Source organism: Baaleninema sp. (assembly GCF_049974805.1).
Taxonomy (GTDB): Bacteria; Cyanobacteriota; Cyanobacteriia; order Cyanobacteriales; family Geitlerinemataceae; genus Baaleninema.
This window is the reverse complement of the sequence record NZ_JBNGCO010000013.1, coordinates 10,854-30,079: the sequence shown is the minus strand read 5'-3', so window position 1 is coordinate 30,079 and position 19,226 is coordinate 10,854. Positions and strand designations below refer to the sequence as shown.

Sequence of the window (19,226 nt, the reverse complement as noted above, 5' to 3'; positions counted from 1 at the left end):
GGAGGGGGGAGCGAGAGCGTCGATCGCCGGTGGGAGACCTCAAAGATCGCCGGACGCCCAAGTGGCCGTTTCCCCACCCCTGAGAGCGATCGCCCGCGTTGTGTTTCCGACTCCCTTTCCCCCCAATTCTGACGCGATCGCGCCACCGTTATCGGGCGTAAAACCGATAAGAAATTTCTATCGACCGATCCCCACTTGGGCGAGGTGCGGCCGATAGATTTTTTTATTCGACTTTTCTCGTTTGAGAACCGAACAAACCCTCGACGGTTCTGCGATCGAGCCGTTTTCCACAAGTCTGCGATCGGACCTCAACTTAAGATCGAGCGATCGCTTCTCCGCAAATTCTCCAGTAGACGAAGGGGCTGAGTTCGGCGTACAGTTTCGTCGATATCTAGAAATTGTCGAGTTTGACAATTTCAGCAAATCGTACCGTTAAGACAACCCGCAAATCTCCGACCGTTTAACGGGCGATTGGGGTGTGTCTGTTCCCGAAACCCTCGGTGGCCATCGCTTAAAATCTAGAGCGAACAAGGTCTTCAGCCGTGTAACCTTGTGTAAATCAAAAAACCAGGGTACGCTGTCCTAAGCATTATTGCTGTCAGCGATCGACATCAGCTAATCAGCGTGATTTGTATCACTAATAGCCCGTCGGTTCGGGAAATCAAAAGACTGCTACTTACTCGCTATATCGTCTAGGAGGTCGTTGCTTGAAACGAGCGTTCCCACACCCAATCCACCCTGTCCCTGCTGGCGCGGCCAACCCGCTTCTCTCGGCAGGGCAGACGCGGTCAGTCGTGCCAGAAAGCTATCGTCGAGTACGAACTTCGGCGGCTGCCCTCGGCATCGCGCTATCGATGGGCGCTTCGGGCGGACTGTTACCCAAACAAGGGGACGCGGCGTTCGCAGCCGAACCCGCGACTGCTAAAACCGCCGCGACGTTGATGCCCCCGTCCGTTGATAAAACGGCAGTACTCCCACTCGACAAAGTGGCGACGTCGGAGGCCACAGCCCAAGCCGCCCCATCTCTCGAGGTGCGAGCGCAATCTGACTCGTCCGAGTCTGTGACGCACCTCGTGCAGAGCGGTCAAACCCTCTGGCAAATTGCGAAAGCCTACCGCGTCGAGGCGAGTCTCATCGCAGCCGCCAACGGGATCTCCATCGACAGGGTTCTAGACATCGGGCAGATTCTCGAGATTCCCGTCACCGAGGGTATGGTGTATCCCCCCTTGGAAATTCTCGCCCCCGAGTCGGAAAGTGTTGCCGCACTCTCACCGAGCGAGACGAAGGGACTCGATAAAAGAAGCGAGGTTGGCAGTGAACCCTCTCGCATCGCCCGACGTTCTCCCAATTTTAACTCGAAATACGAACTGGCTCGCCTCGAACGAAGCGGTTCTCTGTCGTCTTCGGAATTGGCTTTAGCGAAAAAGCCCCGTCTGGACGATCGCGATGGAAGCGGTATCCTCGCCGCCGTCGAGTCGCCCGAGGAACTCGACAGCATTCCATCCGAGATTCCGGAAACAGCAGAACCCGAAACGCAAGCTACCGAGGCAGATTCCTATCAGATTTCCGAAGGGGAAACTCTGGTTCAGGTCGCCAGCAGCCACGGCGTCACGGTTGAAGATCTCGTTCGGGCTAACCAACTCGACGATCCCGATCGCATCGTCGCCGGACAAGAAATCGAAATTCCTGCCGCCAGCGATGGCCAACCTCAACCGCTGACGGTCTTCGGTCGCGAAACCACGCTCGCGGCTCTCCCCGATAAAAAAGTCCGGACGATCTCGGAATCGGAAGACAGCGAAGTGGAACTGACGGCTCTGCCGAACGTGGTTCTCCCCGACTCCCCAATCTCGGAAAACGACGTTCCCGACCTCGTGTCTTCCACAGCTTCGGACGCACGCGAACCCTCGGAAGTTCCCGTCCTCAGCGCAGAAGATACGACGCCAGTCACTCCTTCGCAACTTCAAGCTTTTAACTTACCCGAAGCTGAAAATCCCTACGCTAACGGATTGCGCTCCGATATCGATCGCCTGCGCGATCGCTACGGCCATACTGACGACGACAGGTTGGCAACATCCCTCAACCCCCGGTCGTCTCGAAACGCCCTCCGCCGGGAATCTCGGCAACTGGCCGCCGCCACTCGGGTAAACCCCGACTTCGACGCCGAACGCCAAAACGCTCCTGAAAGCCGCGAAACGGAGTCCGCCGAACGGGTCAAACCCCAAAGCGATACCCAAGAAGTGGCCGTCGCCCCGATGGGATCGGCCAACTACGCCCCTATCCTGCCTCCTCGAGCTGTGTCTCCCGATTTACCGGCTCTGTCTGCTCCCGGTGCGTACTTGCCCAAGCCCCAAGCTCCTGAAGGAGCTGTCGGGGCTGATATGGACTTCAACGGCTATATCTGGCCGGCACAAGGGGTCTTGACTTCTGGATACGGTTGGCGCTGGGGTCGCATGCACAACGGCATTGATATCGCCGGACCCATCGGCACTCCTATCGTGGCTGCCGCTCCCGGGGTGGTGACTTACGCTCAGTGGAACGCTGGCGGGTACGGGAATTTAGTCGAGATTACCCACCCCGATGGCAGTTTGACTCTGTACGCCCACAACCACCGCTTGCTGGTTACGGAAGGACAGCAAGTCGCTCAAGGGCAACAGATTGCTGAAATGGGGAACACTGGGTTCACTACCGGACCCCACTTGCACTTTGAAATCCATCCCTCCGGACAGGGTGCTGTCAACCCTATGGCCTATTTGCCGTAAGTGAGGGTTGGCTGTAACTGGCGGAAGCTGCCGATTTTCGAGCGACTTACCCGTGTGATGTGTGTGTGAGATCCATCTAGAGAGAGAGAGTCGAGGGATTCTCTCTCTTGTTCGGTCTCGGCTTTGTTTTTTCCTACAGGGGAATTTCATAACTCTGAGGCGTTTTTCTGGCTCCCTAGGGGGGTGTTGACTAAAAAATCAATATTTTAGCAATATTTCCATTATATTAAAATAGCTTTATCTTATCCCAAAACGGCGTCGAAGTCAAGAAAAAAAAGCGCCGCCGTCGAGCAAAAAGTTTATTTTTTTTAATAAAAAATACTTTTAATAGTATTGAATCTTATATTTATATGGTCTACCCATAGGGAGTTTCTTGTCAAGGGGGCATCGGACTCAATTGGGCTGAAACGATCGATCCTGCCAGGGGTGCGATACAATCGCATCAAGTCCCAAAAAGACCCGAGATCGAGCATTCTCGCCATGGGCATCATGACAGAAGACCGTCCGTTGGTCGTTGAAACCTTCGACCTCAAAAAAACCTATCGCACGGGATTTTGGCTCAACCAAAAAGTCCGCTCTCTCAAAGGTTGTTCTCTTTCCGTCAGCGAGGGCGAAACCTTCGGCTTACTCGGACCCAACGGAGCGGGAAAAACGACCCTATTGAAAATTTTACTGGGAATCCTGCGACCGAGCGGCGGTGGGGGAACTCTCCTCGGACGTCCCCTCGGCGATCGCTCCGTCCGCCAGCGGGTCGGCTACCTTCCGGAAAATCCCTATTTTTACGACTATCTCACGGCGAACGAATTTCTGAACTTTATCGCCGGACTGTTCGACATTCCCGAAGGGGATCGATCGCACCGAATCGCCCAACTCCTCGACTGGGTGGGCATTTCCCAAAAAAACGCCCGTCACAAACAACTTCGACAGTATTCCAAAGGAATGTTACAGCGGTTGGGCATGGCTCAAGCCCTGGTGGGAAATCCCGATGTCTTGTTTCTCGACGAACCCATGTCGGGACTGGACCCCCTCGGACGCTATCAAATGCGAGAAATCATCCTCGCCCTCAAAGACCAAGGAAAAACCATTTTCTTCAACAGTCATATTTTGTCGGATGTAGAAACCATCTGCGATCGAGTGGCAATTCTCGCCGAAGGCGAACTCCTCTGTAGCGGACGCTTGGGCGAACTCCTCGGCTACCCCGAGGGCTACAAAGTCCGAGGCTGGGGCGGAAAGCTAGAAGTCCTCGAAAACTGGCTTCCGGACTTAGACTTTGAAGACGGACAGTGGCAAGGCACCCTGAAAGGAGAACTGCCCGATTTCCTCTCCACTCTCAATTTAATGGATGCCAAACTCACCCACCTCACCCTCGCCCGTCCCAGCTTAGAAGAATTCTTCGTCCAGCAATTGCGCGATCGCGGCTTCGTCGTCAGTCAGGGGTGATGGGGAGGGTGATGGGGAGAGGGGGAGACAAGGAATCGGTGCGTGACGCGGTAACATCCCATTGACCGGATTTCAGCGACCTTTTGACGCCCGCGTCACGGCATCCTACCCCTGTCGACTGTATAAGGCGCGTGTGGCGTTGGCGATAGCGAGTAAGGCCACTCCGACATCGGCAAAAACGGCTTCCCAGAGGTTGGCGAAACCTAAAGCCCCGAGTACGATGACGATGCCTTTGACCCCTAAGGCGATGGCGATATTTTGCCAGACGATGCGGCGAGTGCGACGGCCGAAATTTACAGCAGTGACCAACTTGGAGGGGGCGTCCGACATTAACACGACGTCGGCGGTTTCGATGGCGGCGTCGGACCCCAAACCGCCCATGGCCACGCCGACGTCCGCCCGGGCGATGGCGGGGGCGTCGTTGATGCCGTCGCCGACAAAGGCGAGGGTTCCCTCGGCGGGGGCTTCGTGAAATACGTCGTCGAGGGCGTTGGCTTTGTCTTCGGGTAAGAGTTCGGCCCGCACGTCGTCGATGCCGATCGATTTGGCTATGGCTTCGGCGACGGCTTTTCGATCGCCCGTCAGCATGACTATACGATCGACCCCCAAAGCTTTTAACTGGGTCACGGTCTCGGCGGCGTCGTCCCGCAATCGATCGGAGACTAAAATATCGCCGATGTAACGGTTGTCAACGGCGACGCGCACCCCCGTCCCCAGGGTCTCAAAAGGGGGAAAACCAGCGGACTCGAAGAGTCGATCGTTGCCCACGGCGATCGATCTCTCGATGCCTTCTCCGTCCGTTACCGTCACGCGCAGGCCTCGGCCGGGGATTTCTTGGTAATCGCCGAACGTCGTCTCGGAAGGGGGAGGGGAAGCGGCGCGACAGATGGATTGGGCGATGGGATGGGTCGAGTGGGACTCGGCCAAGGCCGCCCACTGCAACACTTCCTCCGTCGTCCAACCGTCGGCGGTTCGTACCTGCGTCACTTCAAACGAGCCTTCAGTGAGGGTTCCGGTTTTGTCAAAGACGACGGTTGTTAAGGCGGCCAGTCGATCGAGAAACACCGATCCTTTCACCAAGACCCCCTGTTTGGCCGCCCCGCCGACGCCGCCGAAATACCCCAAGGGAATGCTAATGACCAAGCCGCAGGGACAGGACACCACCAGCAAAATCAACGCCCGATAGCCCCATTCGAGGAAGTTGGCCTCGGGCAACACCAACGGCGGAATCGTGGCCACGGCCAGGGCTAAGCCCACGACGATGGGGGTATAGCGACGGGCGAACCGTCTCATAAAGGTTTCGGTGGGGGCTTTCTGGTGGCGGGCGTTTTCGACGAGTTCTAGGATTCGCACGATCGACGATGCGCCGAAGGGTTGGGTGACGCGGACGGTTAACGCCCCGCTTTGGTTGATGGTGCCGGCCAGGACGCGATCGCCGTCTTGGACGGATCGGGGAACGGATTCGCCGGTTAAGGCGGAGGTGTCGAGATAGCTGCGTCCGGACAACACTTCGCCGTCGAGGGGAACTCGTTCCCCCGGTTTGATGAGGATTTCTGCGCCGACTTCGACGATTTCTGGGGAGACGGTTTTCCAGCCGTCGGCGGTTTTGATACGGGCGAGATCGGGACGGACTTCCAGCAGCGATCGAATGGAATCTCGGGAGCGATCGACTGCCACATCCTGCACGGCTTCGCCGATGCGGTAAAACAGCATCACTCCCACGGCTTCCGGGGCGGCGTCGATGGCGATGGCGCCCAGGGTCGCGACGCTCATTAAAAAGGTTTCGTCGAAGGCTTGACCGCGTGCGACATGGCGTCCGGCGGTTTTTAAAACGTCCCAACCGACGGCGAAGTAAGCCGGGAGAAACCAGGCTGAAATCCAAATTCCCGTCAATACTTCGCTGCTAATGAGTACCAGTCCGACAGCAAACCACAGGCTGACTCCCCCGAGAAGCCAGATTTCTCGGCGTTGGGCGGTTTGAGACGAAGAGGATGCGGTTTCTCCGTGACAGCTACAGCAGCCCGTGGTGGGTTGGGTGGAAGTCTTCATCGACGCCAGCCTCAGAAACGACTCTTGAACAGTTATTCAGATTTTAAGGAATTTTCCTCGATCGAGCGAGCCGCTTGAGGTGATGGCAATTCTGCGCCGATCTGGAGCATCTTCCCAGCTTTCTGAAGGGCTTCGAGGGGTTATTACCATAATAAAACACAAAAGTCAAGGTTTCGGTCAATTCCCCAATTGTGTCTAACGAGAAGGGTCTAACGAGAAGGGTCTAACGAGAACTGGCAACTCGAACCGCATAGATATCTCGTTCTCGTCCTAGGGCAAAGCGCAGCGAATGGGGAAGGTCTTTACTGTTGCGGGTTACAAAAATAGTAAAGGCCAACACCGCCAAGGCCGCCGCGATGGCGAACAATACCGAATAGCTCACGTAGTCAGCGATCGATCCCAACAGCGGCCCGGCGATGGCGATCCCCAAATCGAACCCGCCCACACAAATCGAAAACACTCGTCCCCGTTCATCAGGGGAAGATCGATCGGTAATCAGGGCGATGGTGGTGGGAATGAGAATACCAGCGGCCATTCCTTCAATAAAACCGGCCAGCAAAAACAAGGCGCTGCGGTCGGCCGCCACCAGCGTCAGCATCGAGAGGGCGTAACAGACCAATGCCCCACTAATAAAGAGTCCCCGTCCGAATCGATCGGAAGCTTGGCCGGCCAACAGGCGCATACTAAAACTGGCGATGGCGGTAGCCGTATAGAACCACCCCGGATTGAGATCGATCGAACTCGCTTTAATATGGAGCGGAACGAAAGTCGTCAGCGTCCCGAAAATCAACCCCACCGTCAACATCACCAACGTGGGAACCCGCACCCGAGGACTCGCTAACAACTGCCAAAACGTCGAGGGTTTCTCCCTTGAATCCCCCTCATCTGCCTCCATTTCCCCAGACCCTTCCGACATTTCCAGCGGTGGTCTCGCCGACGCCTCCACCTCAAACGAGGGTGGTTCCACCAACGGCCAGCCACAGAGTCCGCTGACCGCCCCAAGGGTAGCCGTGGTCAAAAACAACGCCGGATAGCCCCATCCCTGCTGAATAAAACTGCCCAATGCCGGACCGAGACCCACCCCCAAAGGAGTCACGAGGGTCATATAACCGATGAGTTCCCCCCGTTGTTGGGGCGGTGACAAATCGGCCACCAAGGCACTATAAGCTGTCGTAAAGGCGGCGATACTGATTCCGTGAAAGGTCCGCAACAGCATCAAACTGGGAATCGACGACACCAAAAGATATCCCAACGGGGCCACCGCCGCCACGGCGGTTCCGACGCGCAACACCAGCGTCCGGCTGCGGGCGTCAGCCCAGCGTCCCAAGGTCGGCCGGGACAGCAACAAGCCGATGGCGAAAGACCCCATAACCAAGCCGATTTGTTGGTCGGAACCGCCGACGAATTCCACATAAAGGGGCAAGGTCGGCAACAGCGACGCCGTACTCGACCAAAAAAACAGCCCAGCCACAAAGAGCAGGGACAAACTTCGTCGTTGCGATGGAGTTAATGCGTTAAAAACAGTCAAAACGCGCAATCTCCGGGAACCCACCTCTGAGTCGATCGTCGAGACCGCCAGAACTAACCGAACCGAAGACGCGGATCGTCGTCAGAGGATTGTTTACGAACTTATGTTAACAAAGCCTTTTCTATCTGGGAGTTGCAACCTTTTTTAACCAACAGATTGTAACCAACAGACGACAAAATCAAATGGCGACCGCTACACTGAAAAAGCCTATATGGTCTGAATTACGAGTTTTCATTGTTTCTCAATTGTGGAACCGACTTCTTTTCGCTTTAACAACGGGAATACTGCCACAGGCATCTATTTGGAGTCTCCAACAGACTTTCAACGCGGCCTCGAAAAACTGCAAGTATGCCGTTCCCGCCCCGTTCTCGTCCTCGTCGGCGGTGCCAGCAAAATGGAACCCGCCGCCTTCGATCGACTCAAAACCCTGTTCGACGAGGTTCTCGCCCCCACGATCGATCGACTCGACGCCATCGTTATCGACGGCGGCACCGATGCCGGGGTCATGCAACTGATGGGACAAGCCCGCAACCGCCTCAGCGCCAACTTCCCCCTCATTGGCGTCTGCGCCGTTGGAACCGTCGAACTTCCCGACGGAACCCCTCCCGCTTCCGACGACGCCGCCCCTCTCGAACCCAACCACAGCCACTTCGTCCTGGTTCCCGGTTCCGACTGGGGGGCAGAAAGTCCCTGGATGGCGCAACTGGCCAGCCACATCGCCGACGACGCCCCAACCTGTACCCTCGTCAGCAACGGCGGCGAAATCACCTGGCAAGACGTGACCTACAGCGTCAAAGAAGGACGAACCACGGTCGTTTTAGCCGGAAGCGGGCGCACCGCCGACAAACTGGCCGCCGGACTGCGAGGGGAACCCACCGAAGATCGCGCCGAACCCCTCATCCGCACCGGATGTTTGCAAGTGTTGGATTTAGACAACGAGATCGAGTTTCTGCAAACCGTCCTCAGCGACTTGTTAACCCGGCCGGCGGCGTAACCCGAAAAACTCGATCGCCACACTGTTCGCCCTTGGCAAATTCCCATATACTGCTTTTGAGCGCCCTCGCTGGCAGCAGGTTCCAGTAACCGGCGTTTTGGGTAAAAGGCGTTTTGACCCTCGAAGCCATTCGGATATCGGTTGAGAAAAATCGTTTGAGACTGTTCCCCTCAAGCGTTCCCCTCTCGAGATTTCCCCCCTCGAGATTTTACTTGGAAACGTCGCGAGCTTCGATCGTTCGAGAAGACAACCATGGCCAAAAAAGATTCCTATACTGCATATCTCAAAGAACAGTTTGGAGAGTTAATCGACCAACTCGACATCACCGAACTGCAAAAACAATTTCTCAAATCCCGTTGGCTCGACCAACTGATTTGGCTCGAAAAGAAATCCGGTCAAACTCAGAAACAATATTATCGCCTGCGATTAGTGACGATTATTGGCGGTGTCATCATTCCGGCAATGGTGAGTTTGAACGTTCAACAGGGCCGCATCAAGGAATTCCTGTTTTGGGGAACTTTCGGTTTGGCGCAAGTGGTGGCGATTAGTGCCGCCATCGAAGAATTTTTCCACTACGGCGACAAGTGGACGCAATATCGAAAAACTGCTGAAACTCTCAAAACTGAAGGTTGGCAGTTTTTCCAACTTAGCGGTCCTTATAAAGATGCCAAAAGTCACGGGAGCGCCTATCGCAGTTTTGCCAGTCGCGTCGAACAAGCGATTCAAGAAGATGTCTCCGCCATTACTGAGGTGGTGCAAGACAAACAAACCGACGAAGAGAAAGAAAAACTCTACGAAATGGCCAGTTCCATCGGCGCTCAGTACCAGCCGACGCCGAGGCCCTCGCCGGGTGCGCCCCTGCCCCCTCCACCTCGCCCTCGGGAGGTAGCCGCAGCGCCGCCAGCCCCCGCTACGGAACCGACGGTGCCTCGTTATGGTGACGATCTCGCCGCCGACGCCGATACCGACTTTCCGCCAGCTGCGCCGATTACTTCCAGTCCTCCCCGTCGCGTGCCGCGCAATCAGGAGGAACCGGATACTAGCGATCTCGAAAGTTTGAATATCGATGAGTCGAAACCCCCTGGCGCTCCTATTACTTCTCGTTGGGAATAGCATCCCGTCTTCGGGGGCGATCGATAGGGGACGCCCCCAGTTTTCAACCCTTAATTTTCAAATCTTAATTTTTAAATCTTAATTTTTAAATCTTAATTTTTAAATCTTATTAATTTTTAAATCTCAAACCGAGCTGTTTTGGGGATTCTGAAGGCTGTACGAAATTATAAAAAACTAGCTGCGTATCGATTTCAGCCGCTCGTATTCCTTCGAGGTGTTTGATAAAAACAAAACTATAGCCATAGGAAATGATTCGTGGCCAAATCCCCGATCGATCCAGGGCTGTGCTAGATCCCCGGCATCTTGGAGATGCCGGGGATCTAGAGACAGATCTAGAGACAATCCGATCTTCGTTCGATCTTGAGTTTCACTTCTATGAATTGCCACAATTGACTTAGGATTGCTATATATTAAATAAATATTATTTTTTTTGAATATTTTTGAGTTGTAGACTATCGGTCTCATAGTGGGTCGAGGCTTTAAAGGGTAAGATTTTTAGGGTCTCCGCCGTTTGCGGGGGAAAATGTATAGCAAAATACAAATACCTGGAGAATCGAGAGCCAAAACCCCTGAAATCTCGTGAAGTCAGTTTTTCTGTCACCCTAAACGGCGAAGAGCCGATTTTTACAATATATCGCACCGCAATATTGGGATTTTATCTCAATATTTCAGGAAATTCGTATCATCGGTATCGTTTTTATCGAACCGAACCAATGGTATGTTAAAAGCGTTGTTGAAACCGCGCTGCCGAGCGTGTTTGCAACATCAAGGGTCACAGATTATCTTAACCAGAAATTCTCGTACCAGGCCCTCTCGCGACCGAAAGTCCCGTGTCGGAGATGCTCGTAGCCAGAAGTCTCGCGATCGAACTTTCCGCGTCGCCGCTTCTCATACGAAAAAAATCCTGTGTGTCTAACCATTAGGAGAACCGATCGTGGGTGAAGAAAAAACCCCTCAGACCTTAGCCAAATCGACCCACAAAACCCAGTGGCTCGTGCGGGCGGCGGCAGTCTTGGGCGCGGTCAGCGTCTTGGGCACCCTAATTACCGCCGTGTCCTACATCAGCGAACGCAATCGCAAAATCGAAACGGCTACCGAAGGTGCCATTGCCGAAACCCACCGGGCTGTCGAAGAAGTCAATAGCGAACTGGAAAACCTCGAAGGCGTGGTCGATGGCTTAGCCGAGGACTTAAACAGCGGTGAAGTGAGCAAAGAAGACCTCGACGACTTGCTCGAAACGCGCTTGCGAAACGACCAAAACCTCTCCAGTGTGGGGGTGGCTTATGCGCCCTACGGCTACAACGCAGAAACGCGACTGTACGCCCCCGTTTACAAACGGATTGTCAACCCAGAAAACCCGGACGAAACGACAATCGAGCGTTTTAACGTCGAAGATACTTACGATTACACCGAACCGGATATCGAGTGGTTCAACCAGCCCTTAAACGAAGGCGCTCAGTGGTCCGAACCCTATCTCGGACGAGTTCTCAACCAACTGCTGGCTGAATATAGCGTACCCTTTACGACCCCGGAAGAGGCAGAAGCGCCCGAAGAAGAGGCGGAAACGCCGGAGGAGGAGGCGGAAACCCCCGACCCCAACGGTATCGTTTACGCCAACTACGATTTCGATCGTCTAGCGACCTTGATGGAATCCCTGGATTTGGGAAAAACCGGCTACGGCTTCGTCATCTCGAAAACCGGGAAGTTCGTGTACCATCCCGTCGAAACCTTCGTAAAAGAACGCCAGTCGATTTCTGACCTGGCCGAACAATGGAAAGCGCCCGAGTTTAAAGAGCTGGCCGAAGCTATGCTGGCCGGCGAACAGGGCATCATGCAAATTAACCGGGGCAGTCGTTCGTCAGCTTGGATTGTTTACGAACCCATTCCCTCCACGGATTGGTCTTTTGCGGTCGTCTTGTTTGAAGACGAAGTGTTTCAGAATACGACGGGGTTAGAACGGAAACTGGTTTGGCTGACGCTGTTTGTCGTGGCCAGTTTGGTGTGTGGTGCTGTTCTGGTCGTTCCGCCCAGGGACGATCGAATCGATCGACTGTGGGGCTTGGTGATTCTGATTTCCGTGGTTTTAGCTGGGGGAATCGGCGGGATTTGGGGCTTGGAAATGAGCAAAACCAGCCTCGAAGACGATACGGGTATCAAACTGGCCAACCCCGCTCGCTTGCAGAAGTTTCTCGCCGAACAAACCCAACAGGCAAAAGCCGCCGGAGAAACGCCTCCGGTTTTCGTCCCGACTGGGATTTTCTTGCAGTCGTTGGAGTTCAGCGGCGCCAACGATATATTTTTTACGGGATATGTTTGGCAGCGGTATCTCGATGGCGTTCACGATGGCTTGTCGCGGGGTTTCGTGTTACCCGAGGCGATTTCGCCGAGTATCACTGAAAGCTATCGTCAGGAATTCGATGGCGGAGAACTTATTGGGTGGTACGTCGAAGCCAAGTTACGACAGCCGTTCGATTACTCCAAGTATCCGTTCGATCGCAAAGACGCTTGGATATGGATGTGGCACGAGGACTTTACCAGTAATGTGGTGCTGACGCCGGATTTTGCCTCTTACGACATTTTGTCTCCTTCGACCTTACCGGGACTCGAAGAAGGCGAAAACTTCGTGTTACCGGGGTGGGTTTTAGAAAAAACCTTTTTCCAGTACAAACTCAACAGCTACAACACCAAATTCGGCTTCCAGGGCGAAACTCAGCTTAAAAACTTCCCCGAACTCTATTTCGATGTGGTGATGCGCCGCGATTTCCTGACCGTATTTATCTCGAAAATGATGCGGACGATCGTGGTCTCGGTGCTGTTGTTCGGGGTGCAAACGACGATTCGCTTTAAACTCGAAGAGGACGAACTCGGGTTTAGTGCCTCTGGCGTGATTTCGGCTTCCGGCGCTTTCACGTTCATTCTGATTCTCGACCAAATTAACTTGAGAAGTTCTTTGCCCACGGGTGGAATTCTTTACATTGAGTATTTTTACTTCGTCTTGTACGTAATGATTCTGCTGGTGGCCATCGACGGTTTGCTCGTGGCGAAGCGATCGAACGCTTTTCTGTTGCGTTACCGCAACAACCTGATTCCCAAACTCTTGTACTGGCCGGTGTTGCTGACGTGGCAACTGCTCGTCACGGCCATGGTGTTTTATTAAAGTGTGCGGCCGAGGTAAATGAGTTTCGCGGCGTGGCGAGGGTGTTTCTTGAAAAAAATGCCCTCGCCATCTATCTCCCGATTCAGAGAAACCTGTTGAAAACCGACCTCGAGAAGGCGGTCAAGCGCCGTTCCGCCTCGCTCCCTCCCTTCGGCCAATGAGTCCCTCAATTGTCCCGAGTCGATCGTGAAATTTAAACAAATTTTAAAAGTTACGTAAAGCCAACCTTTTTTACCGTTACAACTGCCGGGTGAATCGAGTACGCTAGAACATATCTTCCGAATCCAGTATCGCCACGGGTAAGCCGATGAGCATCTCCCTCGTCAACGTTGCCAAGTATTACAAAGACCTTCCCCATCAAGTCAAAGCTCTCAAGCGATTGCAAGAACAAATCGCGGCGGTGCGTCCCGATTTACTCGCCGATAACTCCGAATTTCTAAACATCTGGCGCAAGTCTTCCAAAGCTAAAAAAGGCGCTGTCGCGTCAGCCAGCAGTACTTCCGCCGGACAAACGGCCAGCAAAACCGCCGCCGTCAGCCAAGCCGTGGCGGCTGCCGTTACCCAAGCGACGGCTACCGCCACAGCGGAACCGCCGAGTTACGTCAAACCGGACGGTTCCGTCAAACTCGACGTTCCCTTTCTCAGCCAACTGGACAATACCAACAATCCTTACGGCTCTTGTAACGTCACCTGCGTGTCCATGTGCATGGCGTATTTCGGCCATCCCACGAAAAACAGCAGCGGCCAGCAACTCGAAGACGAACTCTATCAGTTCATGCTCGATCGCGGTTTGTCCCGCCACTCCCCCCACGACCTCGAACAACTCCTGAAACTCTACGGCTACCAAGACGACTTCCAAGAAGCGGCCAAATGGGACGAGGTGAAAGCCTGGTTGCGTCAAGGGAAACCCTGCATTACCCACGGTTGGTTTACCAGTTCCGGCCACATCGTCACCATCATCGGCTACAACGATAGCGGTTGGATTATCAACGACCCTTACGGAAAATGGAGTCGCAGCGGTTACGACACCTATGCCAGCGGTGCGGGTGTGGTGTACAGCTACGCCGATCTCAAAGATGTGTGCGGTCCCGACGGCGACCTCTGGATTCACTACGTAGACGGCAAACCGGGACAGGCGACCCCGTTACCGAAAGGTTCAACCGCCAGCAGCGGCAGTTCTGCGGCCGCCGCGACAGCTTCGGGAACGACGCAACTGAAGCTGCAAGATATTCTGCGCGAAAATAAAACCTTACCCTTGGCACAGGCGGCGAAATCCCAAGCTCTCGTCAAACAGATTCAAGTGCGATTGCGGGCGCTGAAGGTGTTACACGATAAAGCCGATGGCTTGTACGGACCGAAAACCAAATCGGCCATCGAACGGTTTGCCAAAGCCTTCGACTTACCAACCGACCAAATCACACCGCAATTTGCCAAGAAAATTATCGAAGTGAAGGAAGTCCCGGGACTCAACGATGTCAGTCAGTGGATTGACTTCGATACCGCCGCTCGCGTCATGGGGGCGAAACTCGAAGACGTTCAAACCTACTTACCGCCGCTGATTCAAGGGTTAGAAGAGCGGGGCATCCTCAACAAACCGACGCTGATCGCGGCGTTGGCCACGATTTCGGTGGAAACGAACGGTTTCCAACCGATTAAAGAGTGGGGCGGTCCTCAGTATTTTACGGATATGTACGAAGGCCGCGAAGACCTGGGTAATATCTATCCCGGCGATGGCGTGCGGTTCCACGGACGGGGTTTCGTACAGATTACCGGTCGCGCCAACTATAAGCACTATGGTGAAAAACTCGGCGTCGATCTCGAAAACAATCCCGATCTGGCCCTCGATCCCGATGTGGCGTCGAAGATTCTCGTGGAGTATTTCTGGGAGCGATCGGTCGACCAACGAGCGTTAGAAGGAGATTGGCAGGGGGTGCGACGGGCAGTCAACGGGGGGTTGAACGGTTGGGATCACTTCTGGCCGGTGGTGCAAGACCTCCAACAAGCGATCGGTTAAGGGGGTGGCGTTGGCCGCCGTGAGTTTCTCTGTGCGGGAAACCCGCCCAAGGCGCCACGACTCAACGCATGACGAACCCACACATAACGACTAGATTTGTACTGTTGATTTAGGGGCGATGACTATCTCACTTGTAAACGTTGCCAAATACTACGAAGGTTTAGACCATCAAGACGAGGCGCTGGCCTATCTCGAACGGGAGCTGCGACGAACCAATCCAGAACTGCTCGAGGCTGAATCCGATTTCGCGACGATTTGGCGCACGCCTCCCCAACCGGAAGCGGTGCAAAAGACTAAACCCGGATTGGCGGCTCAGGTGAATTTACCGATTCCCTATTTGTCTCAATTGGACAATGCCAACAATCCCAGTGGTTCCTGTAACGTCACCTGCGTGGCCATGTGCTTGGCCTATTTGGGACATCCGGCGAAGAACGCCCAGGGACAACAGCTTGAAGATGAGTTGTATCAGTATTGTTTGGATTACAACTTATCCCGCCATTCTCCCATCGATTTGGCGAAATTGGTGCGGGCTTATGGATACAAAGATAACTTTCAACCGGATGCAAAATGGGGGGAAGTTAAGGAATGGTTAGCTTCGGGGAATCCAATTATTACCCACGGTTGGTTTACGCGGTCGGGTCATATTGTGGTGATTCGCGGGTATAACGATCGAGGGTGGGTTGTCAACGATCCCTATGGAGAGTGGTACGAATGGGGATACGATACCCATCGTACTGGGGAAGGACTGACTTATTCTTACGGCATGATGAGCCACGTTTGTGGAAGCGATGGCGATTTGTGGATTCATTACGTTGCCAAGTAGCCGCAGCCGTATTCCCGAGAAACCCAATCTGCTTTCGTTTCCCAACTTTCGGACGAAGGCGAGCGCCGCCTGTGGCGCTTTGTTGCTGTTTTCCGTTCGGGAGGGACAGCATGGATTATGGGGGGCGATCTCCCCCGACAGCAGCGATCGATTTGTTTCGATCGAGACGGGCGATCGATCTCAAAAGTTCCCGAAACTTGCCGTTCCTTGTCCTTGAGGCATTTAACCGTTTATCTATCCTATATAACCCAACACCAGTGCATCGAGCCAAACCATGACAGACGCTTTCATTTCTTACTGCCGCCGAAACAAAGAGTTCGTCCAGCGCTTACACAAAGCCTTCTCCGAACACCAACGAGAAGTGTGGGTCGATTGGGAAGACATTCCCCTCAACGCCGATTGGCGACAAGAAATCTATCGGGGTATCGAAGCCGCCGATAACTTCATCTTCGTGCTGAGTCCCGATTCTGTGGCGTCCCAGGTTTGCCGCGAAGAAGTCGAACATGCCATCGAAAACAACAAGCGCCTAATTCCCATCGTTTGCGAAGAAGTCTCCTACGACGAAGTTCACCCAGAACTGGCCAAACTCAACTGGATTTTCTTCCGCGAAACCGACGATTTCGACGCCACCTTTCCCAAACTCCTAGCCACCGTCGATACCGATCTCGACTACGTTCGCGCTCACACGCGACTGCTCAAACGGGCCATCGAATGGGACAGCAAAGAGCGCGACGCCAGCTTCACCCTGCGGGGCAACGACCTGAAAAACGCTGCCGTCTGGCTCAGTCAAAGCCAAAACAAACAGCCCGAACCCACGCCCCTGCAAACCCAGTACGTCCTGGCCAGCGAACAACAGGAAAGCAAACGCCAGAAAATGACCCTCGGGGGCGTCGCCGCTGGCTTAGTCGTCGCCGTCGTCCTAGCCGTCGTCGCCGTGAAAGAACGGGCGGTTGCCGTCGGAGAACGGAACCGCGCCCAAGAACAGAGCGTCCGCGCCCTGGCCGCCCTCTCCGAAGCCCGACGGCTCACCGACGACGGCCTCGAAGCCCTGCAACACGCCGTTCACGCTGCCCGCGAACTGCCCAAATCCAAGCCACCTGCGGACCTGGTGGCCACCACCACCGACGTACTCCGTCAAGCGGTGTACGACGTTCAAGAACGCAACCGATTGGACGGTCACGAAGACCAAATCAACCGCGTCACCGTTTCCCCAGACGGTCAACTGATTGCTTCAGCCAGCGACGACGAAACCGTTCGGGTTTGGAAAACCAACGGGGAAGTGTTGCATATCCTCCAACACGACGACAACGTTCGCCGCGTGACCTTTTCGCCGGACAGTCAAATCGTCGCCTCTGCCTCCAAAGACGGAACGGCGAAACTGTGGAACGCCGAAGACGGGTCGTTAGTCCAAACCCTCGACCACGGGGCGCGGGTGCGGGCGATTCGCATAACTCCCGACGGCGAACTCGTCATCACCGGAGACGACGACGGACAGGTGTGGTTGTGGACAGCGGACGGAGAGCTGTTAACCCGCTTTATCGCCCACGAAAGTGAAGTCAACGACCTCGATATCAGTCCCGATGGTACGAGTTTCGTCACCACTAGCCACGACCTGGAGGTGAAACTGTGGGACATCGAGACGGTCCTCAACCCCAATGCCGAGACGGAAACCACGGCAGAAACGGGAGGAGAGGCTACCGCTGAAGACCCGGAAGCAGCGGCTGAAGATGCGGTAGATGTGGCTGTTGAAGAGACTGAAGTTGTTGCTGAAGATGCGGTAGACGTGGCCGCCGACGAGACGGAAACGATGGCGGAAGAGGGAGACGCGGAAGAGGGAGAAGAACCGACAGCGGAAAACGCTCCTCAACCCAAACAAGTCTTCACAGGACATCGGGATAAAATTTGGGACGTGGATTTCTCTCCCGACGGCAACCTCATCGTCACTGCTAGTTCCGACAATACGGCCATTATTTGGGACTTAGAAGGGAAACCTTTACGGCGACTGCGGGCCCATACGAACTGGGTGCGGAGCGTGTCTTTTTCTCCCGACGGTAAAGCGTTGGTGACGGGTAGCGACGATAACACGGTCAAACTTTGGAACGTGAGCGGCGTTTTGTTGAAAACCTTTGTCGGTCACGATGCCAGCGTGCGCAGCGTGGTCTTTTCTCCGGACGGAAATACCATCGTTTCTGGAAGCGACGATACGACGATTCGCCTGCGGAGTATTGAAGGGGCGGTGGTGGAAATTCTACAAGGACACCGTTCGGGGATTAAAGGGGTGCGCTTCAGCCCGGATAATCTGGTGGCGTCGGTGGGAACTGATAACACTTTGAAGATGTGGAAGCGAGACGGGGCGCAACTGCTGCGCAGTATTGAATACGATGCGGGGTTGCGGAACGTCAACTTTACGCCTAACGGGGAGTTTATGATTACGGCCAGTTACGATAATTCTCTGCAACTGTGGAACGTTAATGACGTTCTGGCTTTGGACGAGGCGACCCCGGTTCGCCGCTTTGTCGGCCATACTTCGACGATTAAGAACTTGAGTATTTCTCCCGACGGTCAAATGATGGCCTCGGCGAGTTCGGACGGGTCGGTTCGGTTTTGGAACGTTAATGATGGTACGGTGTTGAAGGTCCTTGAGGGGGTTCACGACCCGGAAGTGACGGACGTGAGCTTTTCGCCGGATGGGTCTCGCCTGGTTTCGGTCGGCGGCGAGGGGAAACTCAAGGTCTGGACGATGGAGGGGGAGTTGGTTCAGGAATTGCAAGCTCACGAGGCTTGGATTAATGCGTTGCATTTTAGTCCGGACAATGAGTTTCTGGCGACTTCTTCTGGGGACAATACGATTCGGGTGTGGAAGTGGAAGGAGGGTCAGTTGGTGACGACGCCCCACGCGGTTTTGGAAGGCCATACGGATTGGGTGTGGGACGTGACTTTCAGTCAAGACAGCCAGATTATCGCCTCGGCGGGTAAGGATAATACGGTTCGCTTGTGGGATACGGAGGGTAAATTGTTGAAAACCCTCGCGGCTCATAGTAACTGGGTGCGGGCGGTGAGTTTTAGTCCTGACGGTAAAAAGTTGGCGTCGGGTAGTGCGGACAAGACGATTATTTTGTGGGATGTTCAGTCTTTGGAACAGATGGAGAACGATTCGGCTGAGACGACGGTTGACGATTTGTTGGTTCGGGGCTGTGATTGGCTGGCGGACTATCTGACGACGAACCCGACGTTGACGGATTCGGAAAAATCTATTTGTGAAGGGGTTTGATGGGAAGGCGGTTCGCCAGGTCGCTGTTAGGTGATAATTGTTAGGATGCCGAAAACCGGGTTTCTCTTGTGGGAACCC

Annotated in this window: 12 protein-coding genes; 10 read left to right on the top strand and 2 right to left on the bottom strand. The window is 54.5% G+C overall.

The features are described from left to right. Nucleotides 1–241: 241 nt before the first annotated feature. From ACP5D4_RS04570 to ACP5D4_RS04560, 3 genes are all read left to right on the top strand, one after another. On the top strand, nucleotides 242–436 hold the full coding sequence (locus ACP5D4_RS04570) for a hypothetical protein (RefSeq protein WP_428010446.1): 195 nt from the start codon (nucleotides 242–244) through the stop codon (nucleotides 434–436). A 358-nt stretch (nucleotides 437–794) separates the two neighbouring features. After that, a complete protein-coding gene (locus tag ACP5D4_RS04565; RefSeq protein WP_428010445.1) occupies nucleotides 795–2,759 on the top strand; it encodes a peptidoglycan DD-metalloendopeptidase family protein in 1,965 nt (654 codons plus the stop codon). 489 nt (nucleotides 2,760–3,248) lie between these two features. After that, nucleotides 3,249–4,199 carry an ABC transporter ATP-binding protein gene (locus ACP5D4_RS04560; RefSeq protein WP_428010473.1) on the top strand — a complete coding sequence of 317 codons (951 nt, stop codon included), beginning with the start codon at nucleotides 3,249–3,251 and terminating at the stop codon, nucleotides 4,197–4,199. Nucleotides 4,200–4,304: 105 nt separating this feature from the next. Here the strand turns inward: ACP5D4_RS04560 and ACP5D4_RS04555 are convergent, their stop codons facing one another. Both ACP5D4_RS04555 and ACP5D4_RS04550 read right to left on the bottom strand, forming a co-directional pair. Next, a complete protein-coding gene (locus ACP5D4_RS04555) occupies nucleotides 4,305–6,248 on the bottom strand; it encodes a heavy metal translocating P-type ATPase (RefSeq protein WP_428010444.1) in 1,944 nt (647 codons plus the stop codon). A gap of 223 nt (nucleotides 6,249–6,471) precedes the next feature. Continuing rightward, complete coding sequence (locus ACP5D4_RS04550) at nucleotides 6,472–7,776, bottom strand: MFS transporter (RefSeq protein WP_428010443.1); 1,305 nt, start codon at nucleotides 7,774–7,776, stop codon at nucleotides 6,472–6,474. A gap of 247 nt (nucleotides 7,777–8,023) precedes the next feature. On the opposite strand from ACP5D4_RS04550, the gene ACP5D4_RS04545 reads away from it, so the two are divergent. From ACP5D4_RS04545 to ACP5D4_RS04515, 7 genes are all read left to right on the top strand, one after another. Then, nucleotides 8,024–8,770, top strand: coding sequence for a hypothetical protein (locus tag ACP5D4_RS04545; RefSeq protein ID WP_428010442.1), 747 nt, complete (start codon nucleotides 8,024–8,026; stop codon nucleotides 8,768–8,770). 252 nt (nucleotides 8,771–9,022) lie between these two features. Beyond that, the gene (locus ACP5D4_RS04540) at nucleotides 9,023–9,883 is read left to right on the top strand and encodes a DUF4231 domain-containing protein (protein ID WP_428010441.1); all 861 of its coding nucleotides are present in this window, start codon (nucleotides 9,023–9,025) and stop codon (nucleotides 9,881–9,883) included. A gap of 934 nt (nucleotides 9,884–10,817) precedes the next feature. Continuing rightward, nucleotides 10,818–13,040, top strand: coding sequence for a PDC sensor domain-containing protein (locus ACP5D4_RS04535; RefSeq protein WP_428010440.1), 2,223 nt, complete (start codon nucleotides 10,818–10,820; stop codon nucleotides 13,038–13,040). Nucleotides 13,041–13,347: 307 nt separating this feature from the next. Then, complete coding sequence (locus ACP5D4_RS04530) at nucleotides 13,348–15,054, top strand: C39 family peptidase (protein ID WP_428010439.1); 1,707 nt, start codon at nucleotides 13,348–13,350, stop codon at nucleotides 15,052–15,054. A gap of 118 nt (nucleotides 15,055–15,172) precedes the next feature. Further along, entirely contained in the window at nucleotides 15,173–15,877 is a 705-nt protein-coding gene (locus tag ACP5D4_RS04525; RefSeq protein ID WP_428010438.1) for a C39 family peptidase, read from the top strand. Beyond that, nucleotides 15,867–16,094: a hypothetical protein gene (locus tag ACP5D4_RS04520; RefSeq protein ID WP_428010437.1), complete on the top strand. Its 228-nt coding sequence runs from the start codon at nucleotides 15,867–15,869 to the stop codon at nucleotides 16,092–16,094. The genes ACP5D4_RS04525 and ACP5D4_RS04520 overlap by 11 nt, the downstream gene beginning before the upstream one ends. Before the next feature lie 57 nt (nucleotides 16,095–16,151). Then, a complete protein-coding gene (locus tag ACP5D4_RS04515; RefSeq protein ID WP_428010436.1) occupies nucleotides 16,152–19,148 on the top strand; it encodes a toll/interleukin-1 receptor domain-containing protein in 2,997 nt (998 codons plus the stop codon). The last annotated feature ends 78 nt before the right edge of the window (nucleotides 19,149–19,226 follow it).